This window comes from Natronocella acetinitrilica, assembly GCF_024170285.1.
GTDB classification, from domain to species: Bacteria; Pseudomonadota; Gammaproteobacteria; order Nitrococcales; family Aquisalimonadaceae; genus Natronocella; species Natronocella acetinitrilica.
The window spans coordinates 454946-476232 of record NZ_JALJXV010000001.1; the positions used below are offsets into that span (position 1 = coordinate 454946).

Consider the following 21287-nt stretch of genomic DNA (forward strand, 5'->3'; position numbering starts at 1 on the left):
AGCCTGCCGGAGCATCCATGCAGCAGTTTGACGGAACCACTATTCTTGCCGCCCGTCGTGGTGATCACGTCGTCATTGGCGGAGATGGTCAGGTATCTCTCGGTAACACAGTCATGAAGGGCAACGCTCGCAAGGTGCGCCGCCTGTTCAAGGATCAGGTACTGGCCGGCTTCGCCGGTGGCACCGCCGATGCATTCACCCTGTTCGAGCGCTTCGAGGGTCAACTCGACAAGTACCATGGCAACCTGGTGCGCGCGGCGGTGGAACTGGCCAAGGAATGGCGCTCCGATCGCGCGCTGCGCCGGCTTGAGGCGCTGTTGCTGGTAGCCGACCGGGAGGCAACCCTGGTGATTTCCGGCAACGGCGACGTCATTGAACCGGAACGCGACGTCATTGCCATCGGCTCCGGTGGACCCTATGCGCAATCGGCAGCCACTGCACTGCTGGACAATACCGAGCTGGGCGCCCGGCAGATCGTGGAGAAGTCACTGCACATCGCCGCCGACGTCTGCGTCTATACCAATCACGAACTGACCATCGAGGAACTGGCCCTTGGCGGCCAGGCCTGACCGGAGAATCGCATGTCCGAGATGACACCTAGGGAAATCGTTCAGGAGCTGGACCGTCACATCATCGGCCAGGACGACGCCAAACGCGCCGTTGCCATCGCCCTGCGCAACCGCTGGCGGCGCATGCAGGTGGGTGAGGACCTGCGCAACGAGATCACCCCCAAGAACATCCTGATGATCGGCCCCACCGGTGTGGGCAAGACCGAGATCGCCCGCCGGCTGGCGCGGCTGGCCCGGGCGCCGTTCATCAAGGTCGAGGCCACCAAGTTCACGGAAGTGGGCTATGTTGGCCGGGATGTGGAGTCCATCGTGCGCGATCTTGCGGATATCGCCGTGAAGATGACCCGTGAAGAGGAGATGGACAAGGTCAAGTATCGGGCCGAGGAGGCCGCCGAAGATCGGCTGCTGGATATCCTGCTGCCGCGCGCCAGCAGCGGGCCGTGGGAGCAACAGCAGGGCCAGGCCGAGCCAGTCGATTCCGCCACCCGCAACAAGTTTCGAAACAAGCTGCGCTTCGGCGAACTGGACGACCGGGAAGTGGAAATCGAGGTGTCATCTTCCCCCATGGGTGTCGAGATCATGGCGCCGCCGGGCATGGAGGAAATGACCAACCAGTTGCAGAACCTGTTCCAGAACTTCGGCAACAGCCGCAAGCGAAACCGCAAGATGAAGATCCGCGACGCCCTGAAAGTGCTGCGGGAAGAAGAAGCGGCGCGCCTGGTTAACGACGAGGAGATCAAGCTCGCCGCCATGCAGCGACTCGAGCAGCACGGCATCGTCTTTCTCGATGAGCTGGACAAGGTGACCCGCCGCCAGGACGCCAATGTCAGTGGCGGCGACGTGTCCCGTGAAGGTGTGCAGCGGGATCTGCTGCCACTGGTGGAGGGCTGCACCGTGTCCACCAAGCACGGCGTGGTGCGTACCGACCACATCCTGTTCATCGCCTCCGGGGCCTTTCACCTGTCCAAGCCCTCGGACCTGATTCCGGAACTGCAGGGCCGGCTGCCGATTCGGGTCGAGCTGCAGGCGCTGGCGGTAGAGGACTTTGTCCGCATTCTCACCGAGCCCAGCGCCTCGCTCACCGCCCAGTACCAGGCCCTGATGGAAACCGAGGGCTGCACCCTGGAATTCACCAGGGACGGTATCGCCCGTATCGCCGAGGTGGCCTGGGAGGTCAACGAGCGCACCGAGAACATCGGCGCCCGCCGCCTCCACACCGTGATGGAACGACTGCTGGAGGCAATCAGCTACGATGCACCGGATCGGAGCGGCCAGTCCCTCACCGTGGACGCCGCCTACGTCAACGGCCAGCTGGACGAACTGGTACAGGATCAGGACCTGAGCCGGTATATTCTGTAGGTAAACAGCATTTCACACAGGGGCATTCATGCCGGTACCGACCGAAATCAAGCTGCACCGCCAGTCCCGGGTGCTTGAACTGCACTTCGATGACGGCAGCAGCTTCAATCTCACCTGTGAGTATCTGCGGGTGCATTCGCCATCGGCCGAGGTGCGTGGCCACGGACCGGGTCAGGAGGTGCTGCAGGTCAACAAGGAAGACGTCAACATCACGCGTATCGAACCTGTGGGCGAGTATGCAGTGCGCCTGCATTTCGATGACGGCCACAATTCCGGCCTGTATGGATGGGAGTTCCTGCATGAACTCGGGCGAAACCAGGAACAGCACTGGCAACGCTATCTGGACCGGCTACGCGAGGCGGGCTATCAACGCCGCGCAGCGGACTGACAGCCGCACCATGACATTGCCCCGCCGCCCGGGGCGCGAACTTCCGACGGAGACAATCATTTGAGCAAGGCCGATAGCGACAGCACCGATTTCGGTTATCAGCGCATCCCGGCGGCCCAGAAGGTGGAACGGGTTGGCGCCGTGTTCCGGTCCGTCGCCGAGCGCTACGACCTGATGAACGATCTCATGTCCGCCGGACTGCACCGGCTCTGGAAGCGGCAGACCATCGGCATGGCACGGCTGCGTCCCGGTCACGCGGTGCTGGATCTGGCGGCGGGCACCGGCGATCTCACGCGACTGGCCATGCGCGAACTCCGTGGGCGGGGCCGCATGGTCATGTCCGACATCAACGAAGCCATGCTATCCCGCGGTCGCGACCGGCTCATCGACGAGGGCGTGCTGGGTGTGGAATACGTGCTTGCCAACGTCGAGGAATTGCCTTTCCCCGATGCCAGTTTCGACCGGGTTATCATTGGATTCGGCTTGCGTAACGTCACCGACAAGGCCCGTGCGCTGCAGGAGATGCGGCGGGTGTTGCGCCCTGGCGGCTTCGTTCTGGTGCTGGAGTTCTCCAAGCTCTACCTGCCCGGCCTGACGCCTGTCTATGACATGTATTCCTTCCATGTGCTGCCCCGCATGGGGCAGATGATCGCCGGCGACTCGGAGAGTTATCGCTATCTGGCCGAATCCATCCGCATGCATCCCGACCAGGAGACGCTGCGCGACATGATGTCCGGCGCCGGCCTGGAAGACTGCGATTACACGAATCTCAGCGGCGGCATTGTCGCGGTCCACCGGGGATACCGCTACTGATGCGCCATTGCAGAAGCGGAGCAGCCCGATGGAATGGCTGAACACCTTGCTGAAACCCCTGAATCGCGTGCTCGACCATGTGATCAGCCTGGATCCTGATGCCCGCAGCCGCTTGGGCCAGCTGGCAGGACGCCGTCTGGGGATCGAGCTGGAAGGCACTTCCCTTGCGTTGTCGGTGAGCTTCACCTCCGATGGGGTCATTCTGGCGCCGTGGGACGCCGCCACGGAGCCGGCTGACGCCTCGATCCGTGGAACTCCGCTGGCCTTGCTTAACCTGGCCAGGGACCCCCTGGGCGGCGGTGATCAGGTGTCGTTCAACGGCGATCTCGGTTTTGTGCGGGATGTCCGACAGCTGCTGGCAGGGCTGGACATCGACCTGGAAGAGCAACTCTCGCGCATGGTAGGTGACGATATCGCCCATCAGGCGGGCGCAACCGGACGGCGCCTGCGGCACTGGCTTGCCGATGTGCGCGTCGCGTCGGAATCGGGGCTGGCGGAATACCTTACGGAAGAGCGGCGGCTGCTTCCCAGCGAGGCGGAAACGGCCCTGTTCCTGTCGGCAGTGGATGAGCTGCGGGAACATGCAGATCGGCTGGAGGCCCGTCTGCGCCACCTGGAACGCCGCCTTGCCGGGGATGGCACAGGCGCATGATAGGAACCCGGCATGTCTTTCGGCTGATCCGCATCAACCTGGTGCTGATACGGCACGGTCTCGACGAGATCGTGCTTGCCACGCGATGGTTTCGCCCAATCCGCTGGCTGATGTATTTCTCGCCCTGGTACTGGCTGCGATCAAGGGACGGCAGCCACGGTCAGCGCATCCGTCTCGCCCTGGAAGATCTCGGGCCGATTTTCGTCAAGTTCGGCCAGATCCTGTCAACCAGGCGCGATCTGCTGCCACCCGATATCGCCGAGGAACTGGCGCTCCTGCAGGACCGGGTGCCGCCATTCCCCGGTCGGGACGCCCGACGCATCATCGAGCATGGGCTGGACAGCCCGATTGATGCGCTGTTCGAGCGATTCGACGACACGCCTATCGCCTCCGCGTCCATCGCGCAGGTCCATGGCGCCCGGTTACGCGACGGTCGTGAAGTTGTGGTCAAGGTGGTCCGACCGGATATCGACCGGATCATCCGGCGGGACCTGGAACTCATGTTCCTTTTCGCGGGGCTGGCGCAGCGCTACTGGCCACTGGGTCGTCGGCTGCGCCCCCGCGAGGTGGTCGCCGAGTTCGAGAAAAGCCTGATCGACGAACTCGACCTGCTGCGCGAAGCCGCCAATGCCTCGCAGTTGCGCCGCAACTTCCGCGACTCCGAACTCCTCTACATTCCCGACGTGATGTTCGACTACACCAGTCGCCGGGTGATGGTCATGGAGCGGATCAGTGGCGTTCCCGTGAGTCATGTGGATCGCTTGCGGGAACTGGGCGTGGATCTGCGCCTGCTGGCAGAGCGCGGCGTGGAGATCTTCTTCACCCAGGTGTTCCGGGACAGTTTCTTCCATGCCGACATGCACCCGGGCAACATCTTCGTCGAGGTGAGCCGACCGGATGATCCGCGCTATATCGCGGTGGACTTCGGAATCGTCGGCAGTCTCGGGCCTTTCGACCACCGCTATCTGGCACAGAACTTTCTCGCCTTTTTCAACCGCGACTACCGGCGCGTGGCTGAGTTGCACGTGGAGTCGGGATGGGTGCCTCCAGAGACGCGTGTCGAGGAATTCGAGGCGGCCATCCGCACCGTCTGCGAGCCTATTTTCGAGCGCCCACTGAAGGACATCTCGTTCGGTGCCGTGCTGCTAAGACTGTTCGAAACCGGCCGCCGTTTCGACATGGAAATCCAGCCGCAGTTGGTGTTGCTGCAAAAGACGCTGCTCAACATCGAAGGACTGGGGCGGCAGCTCTATCCGGAGCTGGACCTCTGGCGCACGGCCAAGCCCTACATGGAACACTGGATGCAAAAGCAGGTTGGCCTGGAAGGCATCATGCGCCGCGTCCAGCGCAATCTGCCTGATTGGGGCGAGACCCTGCCGGAGCTGCCCACACGCCTGCTGCAGGCCACGGACGACCTCCACACGGTGAGCCAGGCACTGGCCGGCCAGCAGACGGAACTGGCGGAGCTGCGTGCGGATCTGGCACGCCAGGCGAGCCAACGCAATGCCATCAACGGTGCCACCGTTCTGGCAGTCATCGCCGTCATCCTGACGGTGGCGGAGGCCGGCGCCGGGCCAGTGTTCCTGGGAGCACCGCTCACCACCTGGCTGCTGGGTGCCGGTGCGCTGGGTCTGAGCGGGTTTGCCCTGCTACGACGCTGAAACCCTTGTGCTGTAGCGAACTCCAAGGGTGGTCTGCTCACCCGGCAGAAGCCGCCGCGCCCCAGCCATCACAATGGCCGGCTCCAGGCACAGGCAGGGTCACGTGTTGTCCCCTGGCTACCGGTTTCGGATGGTGAGGGAAAAGCTGACGGCTCCGGATTCACAGGCCTCGCCGCCGGTCTGGAGCATGCCGAAGGCGGTCTGCCTGCCACGGTCGTCGCAGACACTGGGTACGAGCATGCCGATACGGAAGGCGGGTAGCGGCTGGCCGGCGCGGACCGGCGCAGCCTCTTGCCTGGCCGGAAGTTGCCAGCGATCGGAGATCTCGGCGGCCTGGTGATCGTAGCTCAGATCGAGCGCCTCGCCCTCCATTGATGCTGCATGCACCATGGACATGGCAAGCAAGCAGGTGCAGGCAGATATGCGGCAGGTGAGACGCAAGATCACGATCGAATCCTATCTTCTTCAGTTTCTAGGAAATGATCGTAACAAGGCGACATGTCGAAGAAAAGAGACACACGTCACGCAATCTGATTAAAGTCCGTTTCGTCCTTCGGAGGCAACTGAACGTAGCATCCCTGAACCAGCAGGCTGCGCATCAGCGCATGGATATCCGTCCTCGCGAGGCGCCGCTGCGGCGTCAGCACCAGATCCATCACGTGCTCAAGCACGCCGAAGCGGTCGAGTAGCGCCTGCGGCACCCCGTCGAAATCATCCCTGCGCGGCAGGAACAGGTAATGATCCGGCGCCTTGCGCCCCTTGTAGACGGAACAATGCATGGTCGACTCGAAAGAATACCGGGACCACACTTTAGGATGCCGCCCCCGGCAGGTCCAGCGCTTCCCCTACAGCCGCCGAAGGTGCCAGATGACCGGACCGACAATACGGCAACTCTGCCCGATGGCATCTTCCGGCAGGTCGATGGCCGGATAGCTCGGATTGTCGCTGATCAGTTGTGCACGCCGCGTTCCCGCGCCGTGCAGCCGCTTGACGATGGGTTGACCATCGAACTCGAACAGATAGATACCATCGCCGGCCAGGTTCTCATGGTCTTCCTGCAGGAGCACGAACAGGACCTCGCCGTCTCCAAGGGTAGGGGCCATGCCATCGCCCTGCATGGTGCGCACCATGAGCCGGTCGGGATGTACCCGTTGCGTCTTCAGCCAGCCCCGATGCAGCAGCATGGGTGCATCGTCGAGTTCGACTTCGTCGACTTCCGGCAGACACCAGGTGCTGCCAGCGTCCGGCCCCACGGCACGGTCATGAATCAGCCAGTCAGCAGATACCCCGCAGAGGCTGCAGAGCCGATGAAGCATCTCGGCATCCGGCAACCGCTCGCCGTTTTCGTAGCGGGCGAGCGTGTTCTTGTGAATACCAAGCTGGGACGCGAAACGGTCTCGCGACCGCCGCCCCCGTAGCTCCCGAATGCGACTGCCCAGGGCCGTTGCCGAACCGCCGTTACTCACACTCGTCATATTCATTCAAACACCATTGCGTGATACCCGTACGGGTGTTAGCTTTCTCGCTTATGAGCGCCATCAATCCCATCGACATTCCATCCGACCCACACATTCGCCGTGAGTGGATCAAGTACCAGCTTGCCATTCGTGGCTATAGCCTTGCCGCGCTGGCCAGGGAGTACGGGGTGACGCGGCAACAGCCGCAGGCGGCACTGAACCGGCCTTACCCCAAGTGGGAGAGAATCATCGCCCAGGTGCTTGAGCTGCGGCCTGAGCAGCTTTGGCCAGAGCGCTACGCCATGGACAAGGCTTCCTCGATGTGACGCCTCGGGTCGCCTGACCAGGCGACATTCACCCGAAATGCGTCCTGTAATGCAATACATGATCCGATTGTGTGTAATCCGGCACGCGGGCTCAACCTGTCAGTTGTGACAGTAAACCGCAACAAAATGCATTCTGGCCGGAACGGCGCGGGAGACGTGTTCCATCAGCGAGGCGGTATCGGGTCGGCAGGGTCCAGGTCCATGTGCAGGACAAGCTCGACACGTCGGTTGGCGGCACGGGTACTGCTATCCGCGTTGTCGGCAATCGGGCGGGTATCGGCGTAGCCCACGGCACGCAGCCGTTCGCGGTCGATCCCCGTGAGCTGCAGGCGCCGCAGCACCGCGATGGCGCGACTCGAGGATAGCTCCCAGTTCGAAGGGAAGCGCGCGGTGGCGATGGGCCTGTCGTCTGTGTGACCTTCAACGGAAATGGGCCCATCCAGGCGCAACAGGGTGCCGACGAGTTCATCCAGCAGACGCCCGCCGGCACCGGTGAGTTGCGCCGAGCCGGACCCAAACAGCAGGCTGTCACGAATGCGGAAGCTCAGCCTGCCGCCTTCCAATTGCACCTCGATGCCATCGGCAAGCTCCGGAATCTCGAATCGCGCCAGCGGATCGACCTCTGCTGGGGGTGCCGCCGCCTCGGCCGCTTCCGCCTCCGGCTCGGGATCGGTCTGCTCCAGCGGTTCGCTCCAGGGCTGTGGTGTCACAAAGGCCATGGCGTCCGGGCTCGGCTCCGGCGCGTCGAAGTCGGTAAAGGCGAGCAGCACGACAAACAGGGTGAGCAGCAGGGTGAGAACATCGAGGTAGATCAGCAGCCAGCTCTCCCCTTCACCGCCGGAGCTGACCGGCTGGGTCAGGTCACCACGGAATGCGCCGCCATTGGCGTGTTCGACCAGAGGATCGCTCATCTCAACGCTTCTCGCGGGCGAGGTTCCGGACAGCGGCCGGCGCCTGCCTGATTTCGTCCTGGTACTGCGCCATGAACGAGCGCAGCGTCTCCTGTATGAAGGCCGGGTTGCGCTTCTGGCTGATCAACGCCACGCCTTCCAGAACCATGTTCATGGAAATCAGCCGTTCCTCGGTGCGACGCTCGAGCTTCACGGCAAAGGGCTTGAAAATGAGGTTGGCGAGGAGAATGCCGTAAAAGGTCGTAAGCAGCGCGATACCCATGTTCTGGGCGATCACCGCTATATCACCCTCCTCTAGGACGTACAGCATGTTGATCAGGCCTACCAGGGTACCAATCATGCCGAATGCCGGGGCATAGGCAGCCATGGTGCGAAAGATCTGGGCCTCGGCATGTTCCTTGGCCTTGAGACGGGCAATGCGCCAGCGCAGCAGATCCAGTATGTCGTGTTCGTTGGTGCCGTCGATCACCAGTTGCACACCGGTGCGCAGAAAGGGATTGCCGGTCCGCTCCAGCGCCCGTTCCACTGCGCGCAGATCATCGCGAAACCACATCCGCGAGATCTGCACCAGCTCCTCCATGTCGTCGCGGCTATAGGTGTTCTCGTTGCGCATGACGATGGTCACCAGCCGCACCACCCGAACCACTTCGCGAAGGGGGTAACTGATGAAGGTCGCCGCCAGCGTGCCGACAACCACAATGGCCAGACCAGGCAGGTTGATGAAGGTGGCCGGTTGGTCCACGGCAAACACCAGTACCGTGGCAAGCAGGATGACCCCCGCGACCATGCCGATGACTGTTGATGGATTCATGCCGTCCCGTCTGGTTACCGTTGCCCATCCACGGGCAAGCGTGCCCATCTAGTGTTTCGGCCGCCTGGGGCCAGCCTTGAGTCTGAGTCTGCATCGTGCCGCAGCGCGGGGCGCAGAAGCGGGCAACGGTTCACACAACGGACTGGTCGCCTCAGGGTTGGATGGCGATGGAGCGCAAGGGCACCAGGCGGACGCCATGATCCGCTTCGAAGGTGGGCAGGATGGACTCGAGAACAGCCAGGGTCTCCGGATAGGGATGGCCGATGCCCACCGCCACACCGTGCTGCCGTGCCCGCGTCACCAGCAATGCGATCTGGGCCCCGATAGCCGCTTCGTCGCGCAGGTTATCGAGGAACACATCCCGTCGCTGGTGGGCAAGGCCGTAGCGCCTGGCCTTGCGTTCCGCCAGGCTGTTGGGGCTAGTGCGACTGTCGACAAAGATCAGGCTCGGGTCGAAATCCAGCAATTCCCGCATGAGCCAGCGCATGGGACCCGGCGCCTGAGTCAGCAGGCTACCCATGTGGTTGTTCACGCCACTGGCATGGGGAATCACGGCCAGCGCGTCCCGCGTCGCCTGCGCCAGCTCTTCCGGGTACATATCCAGGGTGAGGGCGCCAGCCCCTGGGTCGTTCCCATTGACCGCCTGCATGGGCAGGTGCAGGAACACTTCCTTGCCCGCCGCATGGCAGGCACTGGCGATGGGCACTGCGTGGGGTGTCCATGGCAGCACCGAACACACCACCGGAGCGGGTAACGCGACCACCCGCTCACCGGCGATGGACTGATCGCCGATGTCGTCGATGATCAGCGCGATCTTCGGCACGTCCGCCACGGCCAGCAACGGCACACAGAACAGGACAAGCGCGGCGGTGCGAATCACCGCTGCCGTTCACCCAGTATCGCCATGCCCTTCAGCAGGTTGAGGGCCTCGAACAGCGGATAATCGCTGGCAGCCAGCCCCGGGTCCGAGGCCGAGGTTTCGCCCTCGCCAGTACGCTCGTCAAGGTGACGGCTCAGATCCCGCTCGGCCACCCGCCCGGCGTCATTGCGCTCGCCCAGTTGTACGCTGAGCCCGTCAAGCTCCACGTCGGGGCGGATACCGTCGGCCTGAATGGATCGCCCATTGGGGGTGAAATAGCGGGCCGTGGTCAGTTTCACCGCGGCGCCGCTGTTCAGCGGGACCACCGACTGCACCGAGCCCTTGCCGAAGCTGCGGCTTCCCATGATCACCGCGCGACCATGATCCTGCAGCGCTCCCGCGACGATCTCCGAGGCGGACGCCGAACCGCCATTGATCAACACCACCAGCGGAGCACCATCGAGCACATCGGCGGGATTGGCGTCAAAGCTCATCTGCGCCTGCTGCACCCGCCCCTCGGTGTAGACGATCCGCCCTTCGCGGAGGAAGGCATCGGAGACGGACACCGCTGCCTGCAGCACACCGCCGGGGTTGTTGCGCAGGTCAAGCACCAGGCCCTTGAGCGGGCCATCCGACTCGGCCTTCAGCTTGTCGATGGCGTCGAGCAGGTTGGGCCCGGTGCGCGACTGGAACTGGCTGATACGCACGTAGCCGAAGCCCGGCTCGAGCACCCGGGAACGCACACTCTGAACGCGGATGATATCCCGCACCAGGGTCACGTCGAAGGGGGCGTCCTCACCGTCGCGCACGATGGTCAGCACGATCTCCTCGCCGGGCTCGCCACGCATCATCGAGACCGCCTCGCTCATGCCCATGCCCTTGGTGGTCTTGCCATCGAGCCGAATGATCAGATCACCCGGGCGGATGCCGGCACGCTGCGCTGGCGTGTCGTCAATGGGGGCAATGACCTTGAGAAAACCGTCCTCCTGGCCGACTTCGATACCCAGTCCACCAAACTGTCCCTGGGTGCCCTCCTGCAGGTCCCGAAACTCCGACGGCGACAGATAGGACGAATGCGGGTCCAGCCCCTGTAGCATGCCGCGGACCGCGGACTCCAGCAGCTCCTGATCGGAAACGTCCTCGACATAGTCGGCCTTGATTCGGGAGAACACCTCGGAAAGGGTACGGATATCCTCAAGCGGCAGGCGCTCTGCTCCGCGCTGCTCCGCACCAACTGGCGCCAGCGACAGGCCCAGGGTCAGGGCCGTGGCCAGGGAGACAACTACGATGCGGCGCAGTCCGGCGGTTCCTGTCATGCGTATCCACTCCTTGCGGGGTATCCCGGCGGCGTCCGCCGTCGGGGTCAGCTGCGTTGCCGCAACCAGGGCAGGGGGTCCTGCGGCTGGCCTGCAGCCCGAATCTCGAAGTAGACGCCGGTGCGATCACGCCCACCGCTGTTGCCAGCGGCCGCAATGAGCTGCCCCTCGTCCACCCAATCGCCGACATCGGCATAGAGACCATCGTTGTGGCCATACAGGGTCATGTAGCCATCCCCGTGGTCGATGATCAACAAAAGCCCGAAGCCACGCAACCAGTTGGCGAAGACCACCCGTCCATCAGAGACGGCGCGGATGGGCGTTCCGGCCTCGGCACCTATGGTCACGCCGCGCCATTCGCCATCGTGGCGCCCTTCGCGGCTGCCAAACCGGGTCAGGACGCGGCCCTCTGCCGGCCACGGCAATTCTCCCCGGCGGGCCTGGAAGGAAGGCCGCTCCAGGCCCTGCTCGGGGATATCGGCCAGAGCGCTACGCAAATCATCGAGCAGCGCTTGCAGGCCGGCCTCATCCTCGGCCAGCACGTCCAGCCGGCGACTGTCGTCGGCGATGGTGGATTGCAGGCTCGCCAGTACCTCGGCGCGCTCATCGCGCTGCCTCCCGAGGGTCTCGGCCTGGGCCCGCTGCTCGCGTTCGAGAGCCACCAGCGAGGCCCGCTGTTCCGCCAATGCCTGTTCGACCTCCGCCAGGCCGCGGAGTTGCTCCAGGGCTGTGGCGATCCGTTCCTGACGGGCCCGACCGAGATAGTCGAAGTACACCATGAGACGATCCACTGCGGCGGGATCGGTCTGGTTGAGAAGCACTTTCAGTAGCGGCTGGTTGCCCTGGGCATAGGCCTCGCGGATGGCGGCCCTGAGGTAATCCCGATGTTCCGCCACATCCACCTCCCGGGCGCGACGCTCCCGGTCGAGATCGGCGAGACGGCTTTGGTTCTCGGCCCGGGCCTCAGCCACCTCCTGGAGACGGCGAACGGTCTCGCCGATAGCCTGCTCCACAGCACCAAGCTCATTGCTGATACGATCGGCGCGCCCATGGCGTTCCTGCAAACGGCGCTCGATGGTCTGCATCTCGGCGCGCAGGGCTTCAAGCTCGCGCTGGCGATCCTGGTAGTCATTCGCTCCGGCAAGTGCCGTCAGGGCCAGCAGTAACAGGAACGCACATGCGTGGACAAAGCATTTCGAGATCATTCGGCAGCCGGAGGCGTGGCTCATTGCGCTTGGGGTTGGTCCGTCCCATTCACTCGACGGAAGGCGCCTGTATAATACGGGCTTCGTCGAGCGCAGGGCCAGCCGTCACCGGTATTGTCATAGCCGCCGGGGATGCCTGCCACGGGCCCCACCATTTGCCAATCAAGTGAGCATCATGGAACGTCTGCCAGAATTCATCGCCAATAACTGGGTACTTTTCCTTGCCCTGGCGGTCATTATCCTGTGGATACTGACCTCCGAAATGACACGCTTCACCTTCGGCCTCGCGCAGCTCGACCCGGGGGCAGCCACCGACAAGTACAACCGGGAAGACGCACTGTTCGTGGATCTTCGCGGCGAGGCGGATTTCCGCAAGGGCCATCTGCCGGGTGCCATGCATGTATTGCCAAGCGCCCTGGATCAGAAAAACCGCCGCCTGGAGAAGGCCAAGAAGAAGCCGGTGATCGTCTACTGCCAGAACGGCATGCAGTCGGCCAAGCCCGGCAAGCAACTCAAGGAACAGGGGTTCGAGCAGGTTTTCCTGCTGAAGGGCGGTTTCAGCGGCTGGGAAGCCGCCAACCTGCCTATCGAACGTAAGTAGACAACCACGGAGTCACGACATGGCCGAGGAGAATGGTGCCGCCGGCGCGGCCGGTGAGCAGAAATCAGGGCAGCAGTTCGCCATCCAGAAGATCTATCTCAAGGACAGTTCCTTCGAGACGCCCAATTCGCCGGAAGTATTCCGTGGCGAGTGGAAACCGAAAGTCAGCGTGGATCTCACTTCCGAGACTCGCAAGCTCGACGACAACACCTTCGAGACAGTGCTCAAGGTGACCGTCACCGCAAAGCTGGAGGAAAAGACCGCCTACCTTTGCGAGGTGCACCAGGCGGGGGTGTTCACGCTAAGCGGCTTCAGTGGCGAGACGCTGGAAGCCTTGCTGGGCAGCTACTGCCCCGCCAACCTGTTTCCCTATGCACGGGAGGTGGTGTCGGATCTGGTGTCCAAGGGCGGCTTCCCGCAGATGCTCCTCGGTCCCGTCAACTTCGACGCGCTGTACATGCAGCGCAAACAGAAGAAGGCGGCAGCGCAGGCGCCTGGGGAAAGTTGAGACAGTAGGCGCGAATCAGCGGAGGCCGTATGCAACGGCGTTTCGCAGTAATCGGTGCAGGGTCATGGGGTACCGCACTTGCCCTGGTGCTGGCGCGCAATGGGCATGCGGTGCGTCTGTGGGGGCATGATGCTCGGCATATGGCGGGCTTGATCCAGGCCCGGGAGAACTGTCGCCACCTGGCCGGATTCCGCTTTCCCGAGACGCTGACGCCGACTGCGGATCTGGATGCGGCCATGGACGATGTCAGGGATGTCGTGGTGGTGGTCCCGAGTCACGCATTCGCCGCCCAACTCCAGGCCCTGGGACGTTACCTGCCGCGGGATGGACGCATACTCTGGGGAACCAAGGGGCTGGATGCGGATTCCGGTGGTTTGCTGCACGGCCTGGTGGAGCGGCATTTGCCCGATCATCCCATGGCGGTGCTGTCGGGTCCGAGTTTTGCCCGGGAAGTTGCAGAAGAACTTCCCACGGCGGTGACCATTGCATCCCGGGATGCCGCCTTTGCCGCAGACATGGCGGCGGCCTTCCACGGCGCGGGGCTGCGCCCTTACACCAGCAACGACCTGGTCGGTGTGGAACTGGGCGGTGCGGTGAAGAACGTGTTGGCGGTGGCCACCGGCATTGCCGACGGGCTCGGGCTCGGCGCCAACACCCGGGCCGGGCTTATCACCCGCGGCCTGGCGGAACTGACGCGCCTTGGCATTGCACTGGGTGCCGAGCGCCAGACGTTCATGGGCTTATCCGGCGTGGGTGACTTGATCCTCACTTGTACCGACGACCAATCCCGTAATCGCCGCTTCGGTCTGGCACTGGGTCGGGGAACGACCATCGAGCAGGCCCTGACCGATATCGGGCAGACAGTCGAGGGCCTGCGCACGGCACGGGAAGTCCACGCCCTGGCAGAGCGTCTGCAAGTGGAAATGCCTATCTGCGAACAGGTCTATCAGGTGGTCGCCGGCCATCGTACGGCAAGCAAGGCATTGCAGATACTCATGGCTCGTACCCGCAAGTCGGAATTCTAGCGATCTCCGGGGTCAACTCGCAGCGCCGGGGAAGGCTAGCTGACGCCAGGCCTCGTAGACGGTCACCGCCACCGCGTTGGAGAGATTCAGGCTGCGGGATTCTGCGCGCATGGGCAGCCGCAGCCGTTGTTCATCGGGCAGCGTGTCAAGGACGGCCGTGGGCAGACCGCGGGTCTCCGGGCCGAACAGCAGGGCATCCTCCAGGGCAAATTTCGCATGGTAGACCGACCGGGTTGCCCGGGTGGTCAATGCATGAACACGGCCCCGGATCTGGGTCAGGCAATCGGTGAGCCCAGCGTGCACCTGCACGCTGGCCCATTCGTGGTAGTCGAGACCAGCGCGCCGAAGCAGGCGATCCTCAAGCGCAAAGCCAAGCGGCTCGATCAGGTGGAGCCGCGCCCCGGTGTTGGCGCACAAGCGGATGACATTGCCCGTATTCGGCGGTATCTCGGGCTGGTAGAGAATCACATGGAACATGCGTCGATCCGGCGTCGGCGAGTCGGGACTGTATCGTGGGCGGCACCCGGTATTCTATGCTCAAGACTGGCTGAAACCACCTTTCGGGAGAACCCGTGTCATCACCCCCACACGCGCCTGTCAGTTGTCATGCCCGTCGCCGTCGCGCCATCGGCGCCCTGCTTGCCGCATGTTTCACGGTGCTGTGCATGACCGCAGCCGAGGCCCGGGAGTGGTCGAGCCGTGGCGGGACTTATCCGGATGCCGGCTATCTCGGTCTGGCTGCCTGGAATGGTCTCGCCGGGGTTCAGGTCGAAGTAGCAAACCCGGTGGGGAGTGTTTTCATCATGGCTGGTGGCCATGCCGACACGGGCAGTGTCGATGATTGGGAAAAGGGTGATCGGTTCGGATTCATGGCCGGCCTGCGATTTCTTGCTGGTGACGGGCTCAGTAGCGGCTGGCACGGAACCCTGTTCGGCGGCACCCTGGCGGTGGAAACCCAGCGGGAGGACGGACGACGGGTCGCCTATCAGCGCCTGGGTGGTGGCGGCGGGCTAGGTTATCAACTCGTCCGGGAGCGACTCCGCGCGGGGTTTACCCTCGGCGTTGCGCAACTGGAAACCATCCGCACCCAGGACGGCGGGCGCGTCGGCAGCGAATTCATCCCCGTACTTGAGGCCAGTGCCGGTTTTCGCTTTTAGTATCCCATGCCGGAAGTTCGGCGCGTTTCTGCGCCCCGAAGGCCCGCCCATCAGCACTCCATATCGAGTTCCTTGATCTTTCGGGTCAATGTATTGCGCCCCCAGCCGAGCAGACGGGCCGCATCCTGGCGGCGGCCGCCAGTGGCGCGAATGGCGACCTTGATCATGATTCGCTCGAAATTGGGCAGCGCTGATTCCAGGATGGCCTGCTCGCCGCGAGCCAGGGCGCGTTCCGCCCACACGGCCAGGGATTCTTCCCAGTCCTCACCCTTGGACTCCTGGCGGCCATCGTCGCGCAATTCAGGGGGCAGATCAGCCAGGTGGATTTCCTTGCCATTGGCCATCACCGTGAGCCAGCGGCAAGTATTTTCGAGTTGACGGACATTGCCCTGCCAGGGCAGGCCCATCAGGTAGCGCTCCACTTCGGGGCGCAACTGCTTCTTGTCGACGTTGAGTTCCTCGGCGGCACGAACGAGGAAATGTGATGCGAGCTTGGCGATGTCCTCGCGCCGCTCGCGCAGCGCGGGCAAGTGAATGCGAATCACGTTGAGCCTGTGGAAGAGGTCTTCGCGAAACTGACCATCGTTGACCCGCGCCTCAAGGTTCTGGTGGGTCGCGGCGATGATGCGCACGTCCACCGATATCGGCGTATGCCCACCGACCCGATAAAACTGCCCATCGGCGAGCACGCGGAGCAAGCGGGTCTGCAGTTCCGGCGGCATATCGCCGATTTCATCCAGGAACAGGGTGCCATTGTTGGCTTGCTCGAACCGGCCCTGTCGACTCTGTTGCGCGCCGGTGAACGCTCCTTTTTCGTGCCCGAACAGCTCTGACTCCATGAGATCCCGGGGAATGGCGGCCATGTTGAGTGCGATGAAGGGCGCATCACGTCGCGGGCTGTGTCGGTGCAGGGCCCGCGCGACCAACTCCTTGCCGGTACCGGATTCGCCGTTGATGAGGACGTTGATGTTTGATGTGGAAAGTCGACCGATCGCACGGAAGACCTCCTGCATGGCAGGGGCCTCTCCAATGATCTCGGACACCTGGTCGGAATCTTCCGACGAAGGAGCCGACGGCTTGCGTCGATTGTCCAGGGCACGTTGGACCAGCCCCACGGCCTCGTCCACGTCGAACGGCTTCGGCAGGTATTCGAAGGCACCGCCCTGATAGGCGGAGACAGCGGCATCCAGATCGGAATGCGCCGTAATGACAATCACCGGCAGTTCCGGACAACGATGCTGGAGCTGGTTGAGCAGATCGAGGCCGTCGATTCCCGGCATGCGAACGTCGGTAATCAGTACGGCCGGCTCAGCGCTATCCAGCGCGCGCAGTGCGGCGTTGGCGCTGTCGAAACTGCGCACGCCATGACCCGCCTGCTGGATGGCTTTCTCCAGGACCCAGCGAATGGAGCGGTCATCATCGACCACCCAGATCTGATCTCTATCCCCCATGCTCGGCCTCCAATGGTAACCAGATGGTGAACACCGTCTCGCCGGGTTCGCTGCGGCACTCGATCAACCCGCCGTGCTGATTGACCAGGGTCTGCGCAATCGACAGGCCAAGCCCGGTGCCGGAAGGGCGGGACGTCACCATCGGAAAGAAGATGTGATCGAGGATCTCCGGCGGGATGCCCGGTCCGGTGTCCGTCACGTCTATACGGGCAACAAGCTTGTGCGGTATGTCGCCGATGGTGAACTGGCGTTGTGTGCGTGTGCGCAGGGTGATCCGGCCATGCTGGTCCACCGCCTGCAGGGCATTGCGCACGATATTCAGGGTGGCCTGGATCAGCTGATTTGGCTCGGCGAGCATATCCGGGATTGACGGGTCGTAGTCGCGTTCCACGGTGACACCGGTAGGGGCCTCCGCTTCCACGAGCTGGCGTACACGTTCCAGGATTTCATGAAGGTTCACCTGGCGCTTGTTTGGCCGTGTGTTCGGACCGAGTAGCCCATTAACCAGTGTGCGCAGTCGATCCGCCTCTTCGATGATCACCTGGGTGTATTCCCGCAGGGATTCATTGCCGAGCTCCCGCTCCAGTAACTGTGCCGCGCCGCGCAGACCGCCCAGTGGATTCTTGATCTCGTGGGCGAGGCCACGCAGGAGCTGCCGTGTGGCCTGATTCTGGGTAATCAGGTTCTGGTCTCGGGTGATACGAAGGCGCCGGTCCAGATGGTTTAGTTCGATCAGGACCTCGTCATGGGGCAAAGGCGCCATGGACAGATCCACAGTGATGTAGCGGCCTTCGGAGACCTCAAGGCGAAGCTCGCGCTCCGTGAATGCCGTTCCGCTTGCCAGGACTTGACCCGCAGAGCGCTCCAGCACGCGCCCGGCCGGCGTGAATCGACGCAGCGGGCTATCACTGACCTGCCGCGCACTGACCGCAAACATGGCCTGGGCGGCAGGATTGATAAAGCGCACGCGCAGTTCTTCGTCCAGCAGAATCACACCCAGAGACAGGTGCTCGACGACGCGATCGACAAGGCCGGATGCAGGTGCACGGATAGTCATGCTGCTTACCTAGCAAAAAGCGGTCCACACTCACCAAAAGAGGGCGGAGCGCGGTAAAAGGGTGCAGATCAAGCATGAGAGCGGTCGGGATTGGCTGCACTTGTAACCGGTGGTGCCCGACACAGACAAGTATGCACCAATATAGTGCATGGTGTGCTAAAAGAGGGCGTGGCGCTAGCGGGCCGGGCTCAGTCGGGATGCTTGGAGCATGTAAAAGGTGGACGATTCGGAGCGGGCAACCACGTCGTCACTGCGGTTGATGATCTCTACCTGCAGGCTGTATTCACCCCGATGGATGCCCTCAAGCTGGAAGCTGGCCTGTCGGCCGGCAGCTACTGCATCGCCGTTGAGCAACAGCCGATAGCGATGTCCATCATGCAGCGACGGCTCGGACTCGACACGCACGGTAACCAGACCCTGGTTGTCCCGAACGACGTCGTCATGGCCGGGTGATGCAATGGCGACCGTCCGGTAGCGTTCGGAGGCAGATTCAGCCTGTTGCGCGCTTTGTTGTTGCCGCCGCGGAGGTGTGCGGGGCTGATAGGTCGGCAGCGTATCGAGTTGTATTTCCTCGGCCCCGGGCCGGGGTTGATCGCTGAAGCTGACGTTACCCTGCTCATCCACATGCCTGTAGACCTGGCTCAGGGAAAGCGCCGGCAGCAACAACAGCAACAGTGGTAGGTAACGTCTCTCCATGCCTCCAGTCTAGCGCGTCAGCAATCTGCTGCCGGGTTGGCAAGACAGCCGGATGCGTTGGCAGGACGAGTGGACAAAAAAAGGGCCGCGCATGGCGGCCCCTGGTTTTCGAACGGTTTCGGTCCGTGTCAGACGCTGTAATACATGTCGAATTCCACCGGATGGGTGGTCATGCGCAGACGCTGCACTTCTTCCGTCTTCAATTCGATGTAGGCATCGATGGAATCGTCGGTGAAGACACCGCCAGCCTTCAGGAACTCGCGATCTTCGTCGAGGGCCTGCAGGGCTTCTTCCAGATCGAAGGCAACCTTCGGGATATCCTTTTCCTCTTCCGGCGGAAGATCGTAGAGGTCCTTGTCCATGGCGTCGCCAGGATGGATCTTGTTCTGAATCCCATCGAGGCCGGCCATCAGCAGGGCCGTGAACGCAAAGTAGGGGTTGCCGGTGGAATCCGGGAAACGCACCTCAATGCGACGCGCCTTGGGATTGGAAATCCACGGAATCCGGATAGATGCAGACCGGTTGCGGGCCGAGTAGGCCAGCAGCACAGGGGCCTCGAAACCGGGAACAAGGCGCTTGTAGCTGTTGGTCGACGCGTTGGTGAAGGCGTTGATGGCCTTGGCGTGCTTGATGATGCCGCCAATGTAGTAGAGCGCCGTTTCGCTCAGGCCGCCGTATTGATCGCCGGTGAAGACGTTCTCGCCGTTCTTGGAGAACGACTGGTGCACGTGCATACCGTTACCGTTATCGCCCACCAGTGGCTTGGGCATGAAGGTCGCGGTTTTGCCATAAGCGGAAGCGACGTTGTGCACGGCATACTTGAGCTTCTGCACTTCGTCGGCCTTCTTGACCAGCGTATTGAACTTCACGCCGATCTCACACTGACCTGCAGTGGCGACCTCGTGGTGATGCACTTCCACCTCGAGACCCAGCTCTTCCATTGCCTGGCACATGGCGGTGCGGATATCGTGCAGCGAATCCACCGGCGGAACCGGGAAGTAGCCGCCCTTCACACCAGGCCGGTGGCCCATATTGCCGTCTTCATAGACACGCTCGGAGTTCCAGCCTGCTTCCTCGGAGTCGATGCGATAGAAGCTGCCGGACATTTCGGCGCCCCAACGGACGTCATCGAAAATGAAGAACTCGGGCTCCGGGCCAAAGAACGCGGTGTCGCCCAAGCCTGTGGACTTGAGGTAGGCCTCGGCACGCTTGGCAATGGAGCGCGGATCACGCTCGTAGCCCTGCATGGTGTTCGGCTCGATGATATCGCAGGTGATGTTCACCGTGGGCTCATCGAAGAAAGGATCCAGCGTGGCGGTGTCAGGATCGGGCATGAGGATCATGTCGGATTCGTTGATCCCCTTCCAGCCGGCAATGGAGGAGCCGTCGAACATCTTTCCGTCTTCGAACAGATCCTCGTCGACCGTGGACGCAGGCACGGTGACATGCTGCTCTTTGCCCTTGGTATCCGTGAAGCGCAGGTCCACGTACTTCACGTTCTCTTCTTTGATCATCTTCAGTATGTCAGCACCGGTGCGGGACATGCGTTACCTCCAACATGGTCGTTGTATGTGGTCGCCGGAGCGAGTTCGGGCGCAAATGAAGCAGATTCTATGCCAGCACCAAAAGACAGCAGTTTACGGGCTCTACTGGTGCACAGTCAGCATTGGATCAGGAAACGGCGCACAAGAATAGTGCGGGGTGCGCCGAGTTTGCACCATAACAGTGCGCTGAGTCTGCGTTAGTGACGAAACTGTCCACTGTCCTGCCCGGGAATCCTGCCACCCTTGGTGAGTCCGGTACCAGGCTCTGCCGCAGCAGTGCGCTCCATTCTACGCAAGGCTTTGTCCAGCGAGGTGGCATTGTCATCCGGGTCTGCCCGCATGGCCTGCAAGACGTCACGCAGTTCAATGAAATGTTCAGCGAGGCTGGCATAGAGATCGCCCAGCGCCGGTGGGGCCGTGCGCTGCGCCTCATCGTAGGCACTGCGACCGAGGGCCACAAAGTAATCGCTGCGAACGCGACGTCGCACAGCCTGACCAGGAAACAGTCCCGACAGCATCAGGCACTGGTCACCCACATCACGCAAACGTTCACCCTGCAGGCGCCCGCTGGTCTGGAGGGCGTGTAGATAGCCCACGCCCATTGCCCTACGCAACAACTCCCGATTGCGGAGGTAGCGCATGAGGAGGAAGACCAGATAGCTCTCGCCATGTTCGTCGAGCCGGGTGTCGCAGGCAGCTTGCGCTTCTTTCACCAGACGATGCCACTGGGCGGTACTGGTGCTGTCCAGTATGAGGCGATTCATCGGCTACCCTCCACACAGCCCGGATTCGGGACGCACAGCGGAAAACCTTTGCTAATTCGGGGCTTCGAGTTGGCTTTCGCCTGTCAACGGCTTCGGCATGCCACTCTCGAAGGGGTATACTGCGCCCCTGTCCCGACTCCCCGAAAATGCAAGGGGA

The 21287-nt window shown here is 62.7% G+C and carries 25 protein-coding genes; 11 read left to right on the top strand and 14 right to left on the bottom strand.

Annotated features, from left to right (window positions below):
• The first annotated feature begins 17 nt into the window (after positions 1-17).
• From hslV to ubiB, 6 genes are read left to right on the top strand one after another with little or no spacing between them, the layout of a single operon-like run.
• Positions 18-569 (top strand): ATP-dependent protease subunit HslV, encoded by a 552-nt coding sequence (gene hslV, locus J2T57_RS02160; RefSeq protein WP_253473531.1) that lies wholly within the window; start codon positions 18-20, stop codon positions 567-569.
• 12 nt (positions 570-581) lie between these two features.
• Entirely contained in the window at positions 582-1928 is a 1347-nt protein-coding gene (hslU, locus tag J2T57_RS02165; protein WP_253473534.1) for an ATP-dependent protease ATPase subunit HslU, read from the top strand.
• A 28-nt stretch (positions 1929-1956) separates the two neighbouring features.
• Positions 1957-2316: a gamma-butyrobetaine hydroxylase family protein gene (locus J2T57_RS02170; RefSeq protein WP_253473537.1), complete on the top strand. Its 360-nt coding sequence runs from the start codon at positions 1957-1959 to the stop codon at positions 2314-2316.
• 60 nt (positions 2317-2376) lie between these two features.
• The gene (locus tag J2T57_RS02175) at positions 2377-3129 is read left to right on the top strand and encodes a class I SAM-dependent methyltransferase (RefSeq protein WP_253473540.1); all 753 of its coding nucleotides are present in this window, start codon (positions 2377-2379) and stop codon (positions 3127-3129) included.
• 28 nt (positions 3130-3157) lie between these two features.
• Positions 3158-3781: a ubiquinone biosynthesis accessory factor UbiJ gene (locus J2T57_RS02180; RefSeq protein ID WP_253473543.1), complete on the top strand. Its 624-nt coding sequence runs from the start codon at positions 3158-3160 to the stop codon at positions 3779-3781.
• A complete protein-coding gene (ubiB, locus tag J2T57_RS02185; protein ID WP_253473546.1) occupies positions 3778-5442 on the top strand; it encodes a ubiquinone biosynthesis regulatory protein kinase UbiB in 1665 nt (554 codons plus the stop codon). The genes J2T57_RS02180 and ubiB overlap by 4 nt, the downstream gene beginning before the upstream one ends.
• A 117-nt stretch (positions 5443-5559) precedes the next feature.
• Here ubiB and J2T57_RS02190 read toward each other — a convergent pair whose 3' ends face one another.
• The 3 genes from J2T57_RS02190 to J2T57_RS02200 all read right to left on the bottom strand — a co-directional run bounded on the left by J2T57_RS02190 (position 5560) and on the right by J2T57_RS02200 (position 6923).
• Entirely contained in the window at positions 5560-5889 is a 330-nt protein-coding gene (locus J2T57_RS02190; protein WP_253473549.1) for a hypothetical protein, read from the bottom strand.
• 74 nt (positions 5890-5963) lie between these two features.
• Positions 5964-6221, bottom strand: a complete 258-nt coding sequence (locus J2T57_RS02195) for a YcgL domain-containing protein (protein ID WP_253473552.1) — start codon at positions 6219-6221, stop codon at positions 5964-5966.
• A gap of 66 nt (positions 6222-6287) precedes the next feature.
• On the bottom strand, positions 6288-6923 hold the full coding sequence (locus tag J2T57_RS02200; protein WP_253473555.1) for an XRE family transcriptional regulator: 636 nt from the start codon (positions 6921-6923) through the stop codon (positions 6288-6290).
• Positions 6924-6970: 47 nt separating this feature from the next.
• Between J2T57_RS02200 and J2T57_RS02205 the strand changes: the two genes are divergently transcribed.
• Entirely contained in the window at positions 6971-7225 is a 255-nt protein-coding gene (locus J2T57_RS02205; RefSeq protein ID WP_253473557.1) for a helix-turn-helix domain-containing protein, read from the top strand.
• 164 nt (positions 7226-7389) lie between these two features.
• Here J2T57_RS02205 and J2T57_RS02210 read toward each other — a convergent pair whose 3' ends face one another.
• The 5 genes from J2T57_RS02210 to J2T57_RS02230 all read right to left on the bottom strand — a co-directional run bounded on the left by J2T57_RS02210 (position 7390) and on the right by J2T57_RS02230 (position 12351).
• Positions 7390-8136, bottom strand: coding sequence for an OmpA/MotB family protein (locus tag J2T57_RS02210; RefSeq protein ID WP_253473560.1), 747 nt, complete (start codon positions 8134-8136; stop codon positions 7390-7392).
• A 1-nt stretch (position 8137) separates the two neighbouring features.
• Positions 8138-8947 (bottom strand): motility protein A, encoded by an 810-nt coding sequence (locus J2T57_RS02215; RefSeq protein WP_253473563.1) that lies wholly within the window; start codon positions 8945-8947, stop codon positions 8138-8140.
• A gap of 151 nt (positions 8948-9098) precedes the next feature.
• The gene (locus J2T57_RS02220) at positions 9099-9827 is read right to left on the bottom strand and encodes a divergent polysaccharide deacetylase family protein (RefSeq protein ID WP_253473566.1); all 729 of its coding nucleotides are present in this window, start codon (positions 9825-9827) and stop codon (positions 9099-9101) included.
• Positions 9824-11122 (bottom strand): S41 family peptidase, encoded by a 1299-nt coding sequence (locus J2T57_RS02225; RefSeq protein WP_253473569.1) that lies wholly within the window; start codon positions 11120-11122, stop codon positions 9824-9826. The genes J2T57_RS02220 and J2T57_RS02225 overlap by 4 nt, the downstream gene beginning before the upstream one ends.
• Positions 11123-11169: 47 nt before the next feature.
• Entirely contained in the window at positions 11170-12351 is a 1182-nt protein-coding gene (locus J2T57_RS02230) for a murein hydrolase activator EnvC family protein (RefSeq protein ID WP_253473572.1), read from the bottom strand.
• A gap of 151 nt (positions 12352-12502) precedes the next feature.
• On the opposite strand from J2T57_RS02230, the gene J2T57_RS02235 reads away from it, so the two are divergent.
• Genes J2T57_RS02235 through J2T57_RS02245 form a run of 3 tightly spaced genes read left to right on the top strand, consistent with a single transcriptional unit; the run spans position 12503 to position 14461 of the window.
• Positions 12503-12928 (top strand): rhodanese-like domain-containing protein, encoded by a 426-nt coding sequence (locus tag J2T57_RS02235; RefSeq protein WP_253473575.1) that lies wholly within the window; start codon positions 12503-12505, stop codon positions 12926-12928.
• A gap of 19 nt (positions 12929-12947) precedes the next feature.
• Positions 12948-13436 (top strand): protein-export chaperone SecB, encoded by a 489-nt coding sequence (gene secB, locus J2T57_RS02240; protein WP_253473578.1) that lies wholly within the window; start codon positions 12948-12950, stop codon positions 13434-13436.
• Between the two features lie 29 nt (positions 13437-13465).
• Positions 13466-14461, top strand: a complete 996-nt coding sequence (locus tag J2T57_RS02245) for an NAD(P)H-dependent glycerol-3-phosphate dehydrogenase (RefSeq protein ID WP_253473581.1) — start codon at positions 13466-13468, stop codon at positions 14459-14461.
• Between the two features lie 12 nt (positions 14462-14473).
• Here J2T57_RS02245 and J2T57_RS02250 read toward each other — a convergent pair whose 3' ends face one another.
• Positions 14474-14938: a tRNA (cytidine(34)-2'-O)-methyltransferase gene (locus J2T57_RS02250; RefSeq protein WP_253473584.1), complete on the bottom strand. Its 465-nt coding sequence runs from the start codon at positions 14936-14938 to the stop codon at positions 14474-14476.
• Positions 14939-15033: 95 nt separating this feature from the next.
• Here J2T57_RS02250 and J2T57_RS02255 point away from each other — a divergent pair, with 95 nt between their 5' ends.
• A complete protein-coding gene (locus J2T57_RS02255) occupies positions 15034-15618 on the top strand; it encodes a hypothetical protein (protein WP_253473587.1) in 585 nt (194 codons plus the stop codon).
• 50 nt (positions 15619-15668) lie between these two features.
• On the opposite strand, the gene glnG is transcribed toward J2T57_RS02255, so the two are convergent.
• From glnG to J2T57_RS02280, 5 genes are all read right to left on the bottom strand, one after another.
• Positions 15669-17069, bottom strand: a complete 1401-nt coding sequence (glnG, locus tag J2T57_RS02260) for a nitrogen regulation protein NR(I) (RefSeq protein ID WP_253473590.1) — start codon at positions 17067-17069, stop codon at positions 15669-15671.
• The gene (gene glnL, locus J2T57_RS02265) at positions 17059-18126 is read right to left on the bottom strand and encodes a nitrogen regulation protein NR(II) (RefSeq protein ID WP_253473593.1); all 1068 of its coding nucleotides are present in this window, start codon (positions 18124-18126) and stop codon (positions 17059-17061) included. Before glnL ends, glnG begins: the two co-directional genes overlap by 11 nt.
• A gap of 174 nt (positions 18127-18300) precedes the next feature.
• Entirely contained in the window at positions 18301-18822 is a 522-nt protein-coding gene (locus J2T57_RS02270; RefSeq protein ID WP_253473596.1) for a DUF4124 domain-containing protein, read from the bottom strand.
• 128 nt (positions 18823-18950) lie between these two features.
• On the bottom strand, positions 18951-20366 hold the full coding sequence (gene glnA / locus J2T57_RS02275) for a glutamate--ammonia ligase (RefSeq protein ID WP_253473599.1): 1416 nt from the start codon (positions 20364-20366) through the stop codon (positions 18951-18953).
• Positions 20367-20563: 197 nt separating this feature from the next.
• Positions 20564-21130 (bottom strand): hypothetical protein, encoded by a 567-nt coding sequence (locus J2T57_RS02280; RefSeq protein WP_253473602.1) that lies wholly within the window; start codon positions 21128-21130, stop codon positions 20564-20566.
• Between the last annotated feature and the right edge of the window lie 157 nt (positions 21131-21287).

What these genes read in the sequence shown, in the direction of transcription:
- J2T57_RS02180 (WP_253473543.1), top strand. Translation starts at nt 3,158, where the DNA reads ATGGAATGGCTGAACACCTTGCTGAAACCCCTGAATCGCGTGCTCGAC.
- J2T57_RS02225 (WP_253473569.1), bottom strand. Translation starts at nt 11,122, where the DNA reads ATGACAGGAACCGCCGGACTGCGCCGCATCGTAGTTGTCTCCCTGGCC.
- J2T57_RS02195 (WP_253473552.1), bottom strand. Translation starts at nt 6,221, where the DNA reads ATGCATTGTTCCGTCTACAAGGGGCGCAAGGCGCCGGATCATTACCTG.
- J2T57_RS02250 (WP_253473584.1), bottom strand. Translation starts at nt 14,938, where the DNA reads ATGTTCCATGTGATTCTCTACCAGCCCGAGATACCGCCGAATACGGGC.
- J2T57_RS02230 (WP_253473572.1), bottom strand. Translation starts at nt 12,351, where the DNA reads ATGAGCCACGCCTCCGGCTGCCGAATGATCTCGAAATGCTTTGTCCAC.
- glnL (WP_253473593.1), bottom strand. Translation starts at nt 18,126, where the DNA reads ATGACTATCCGTGCACCTGCATCCGGCCTTGTCGATCGCGTCGTCGAG.
- J2T57_RS02215 (WP_253473563.1), bottom strand. Translation starts at nt 8,947, where the DNA reads ATGAATCCATCAACAGTCATCGGCATGGTCGCGGGGGTCATCCTGCTT.
- J2T57_RS02210 (WP_253473560.1), bottom strand. Translation starts at nt 8,136, where the DNA reads ATGAGCGATCCTCTGGTCGAACACGCCAATGGCGGCGCATTCCGTGGT.
- J2T57_RS02235 (WP_253473575.1), top strand. Translation starts at nt 12,503, where the DNA reads ATGGAACGTCTGCCAGAATTCATCGCCAATAACTGGGTACTTTTCCTT.
- ubiB (WP_253473546.1), top strand. Translation starts at nt 3,778, where the DNA reads ATGATAGGAACCCGGCATGTCTTTCGGCTGATCCGCATCAACCTGGTG.
- secB (WP_253473578.1), top strand. Translation starts at nt 12,948, where the DNA reads ATGGCCGAGGAGAATGGTGCCGCCGGCGCGGCCGGTGAGCAGAAATCA.
- J2T57_RS02280 (WP_253473602.1), bottom strand. Translation starts at nt 21,130, where the DNA reads ATGAATCGCCTCATACTGGACAGCACCAGTACCGCCCAGTGGCATCGT.
- J2T57_RS02270 (WP_253473596.1), bottom strand. Translation starts at nt 18,822, where the DNA reads ATGGAGAGACGTTACCTACCACTGTTGCTGTTGTTGCTGCCGGCGCTT.
- hslU (WP_253473534.1), top strand. Translation starts at nt 582, where the DNA reads ATGTCCGAGATGACACCTAGGGAAATCGTTCAGGAGCTGGACCGTCAC.
- glnG (WP_253473590.1), bottom strand. Translation starts at nt 17,069, where the DNA reads ATGGGGGATAGAGATCAGATCTGGGTGGTCGATGATGACCGCTCCATT.
- hslV (WP_253473531.1), top strand. Translation starts at nt 18, where the DNA reads ATGCAGCAGTTTGACGGAACCACTATTCTTGCCGCCCGTCGTGGTGAT.
- J2T57_RS02200 (WP_253473555.1), bottom strand. Translation starts at nt 6,923, where the DNA reads ATGAATATGACGAGTGTGAGTAACGGCGGTTCGGCAACGGCCCTGGGC.
- glnA (WP_253473599.1), bottom strand. Translation starts at nt 20,366, where the DNA reads ATGTCCCGCACCGGTGCTGACATACTGAAGATGATCAAAGAAGAGAAC.
- J2T57_RS02170 (WP_253473537.1), top strand. Translation starts at nt 1,957, where the DNA reads ATGCCGGTACCGACCGAAATCAAGCTGCACCGCCAGTCCCGGGTGCTT.
- J2T57_RS02245 (WP_253473581.1), top strand. Translation starts at nt 13,466, where the DNA reads ATGCAACGGCGTTTCGCAGTAATCGGTGCAGGGTCATGGGGTACCGCA.
- J2T57_RS02205 (WP_253473557.1), top strand. Translation starts at nt 6,971, where the DNA reads ATGAGCGCCATCAATCCCATCGACATTCCATCCGACCCACACATTCGC.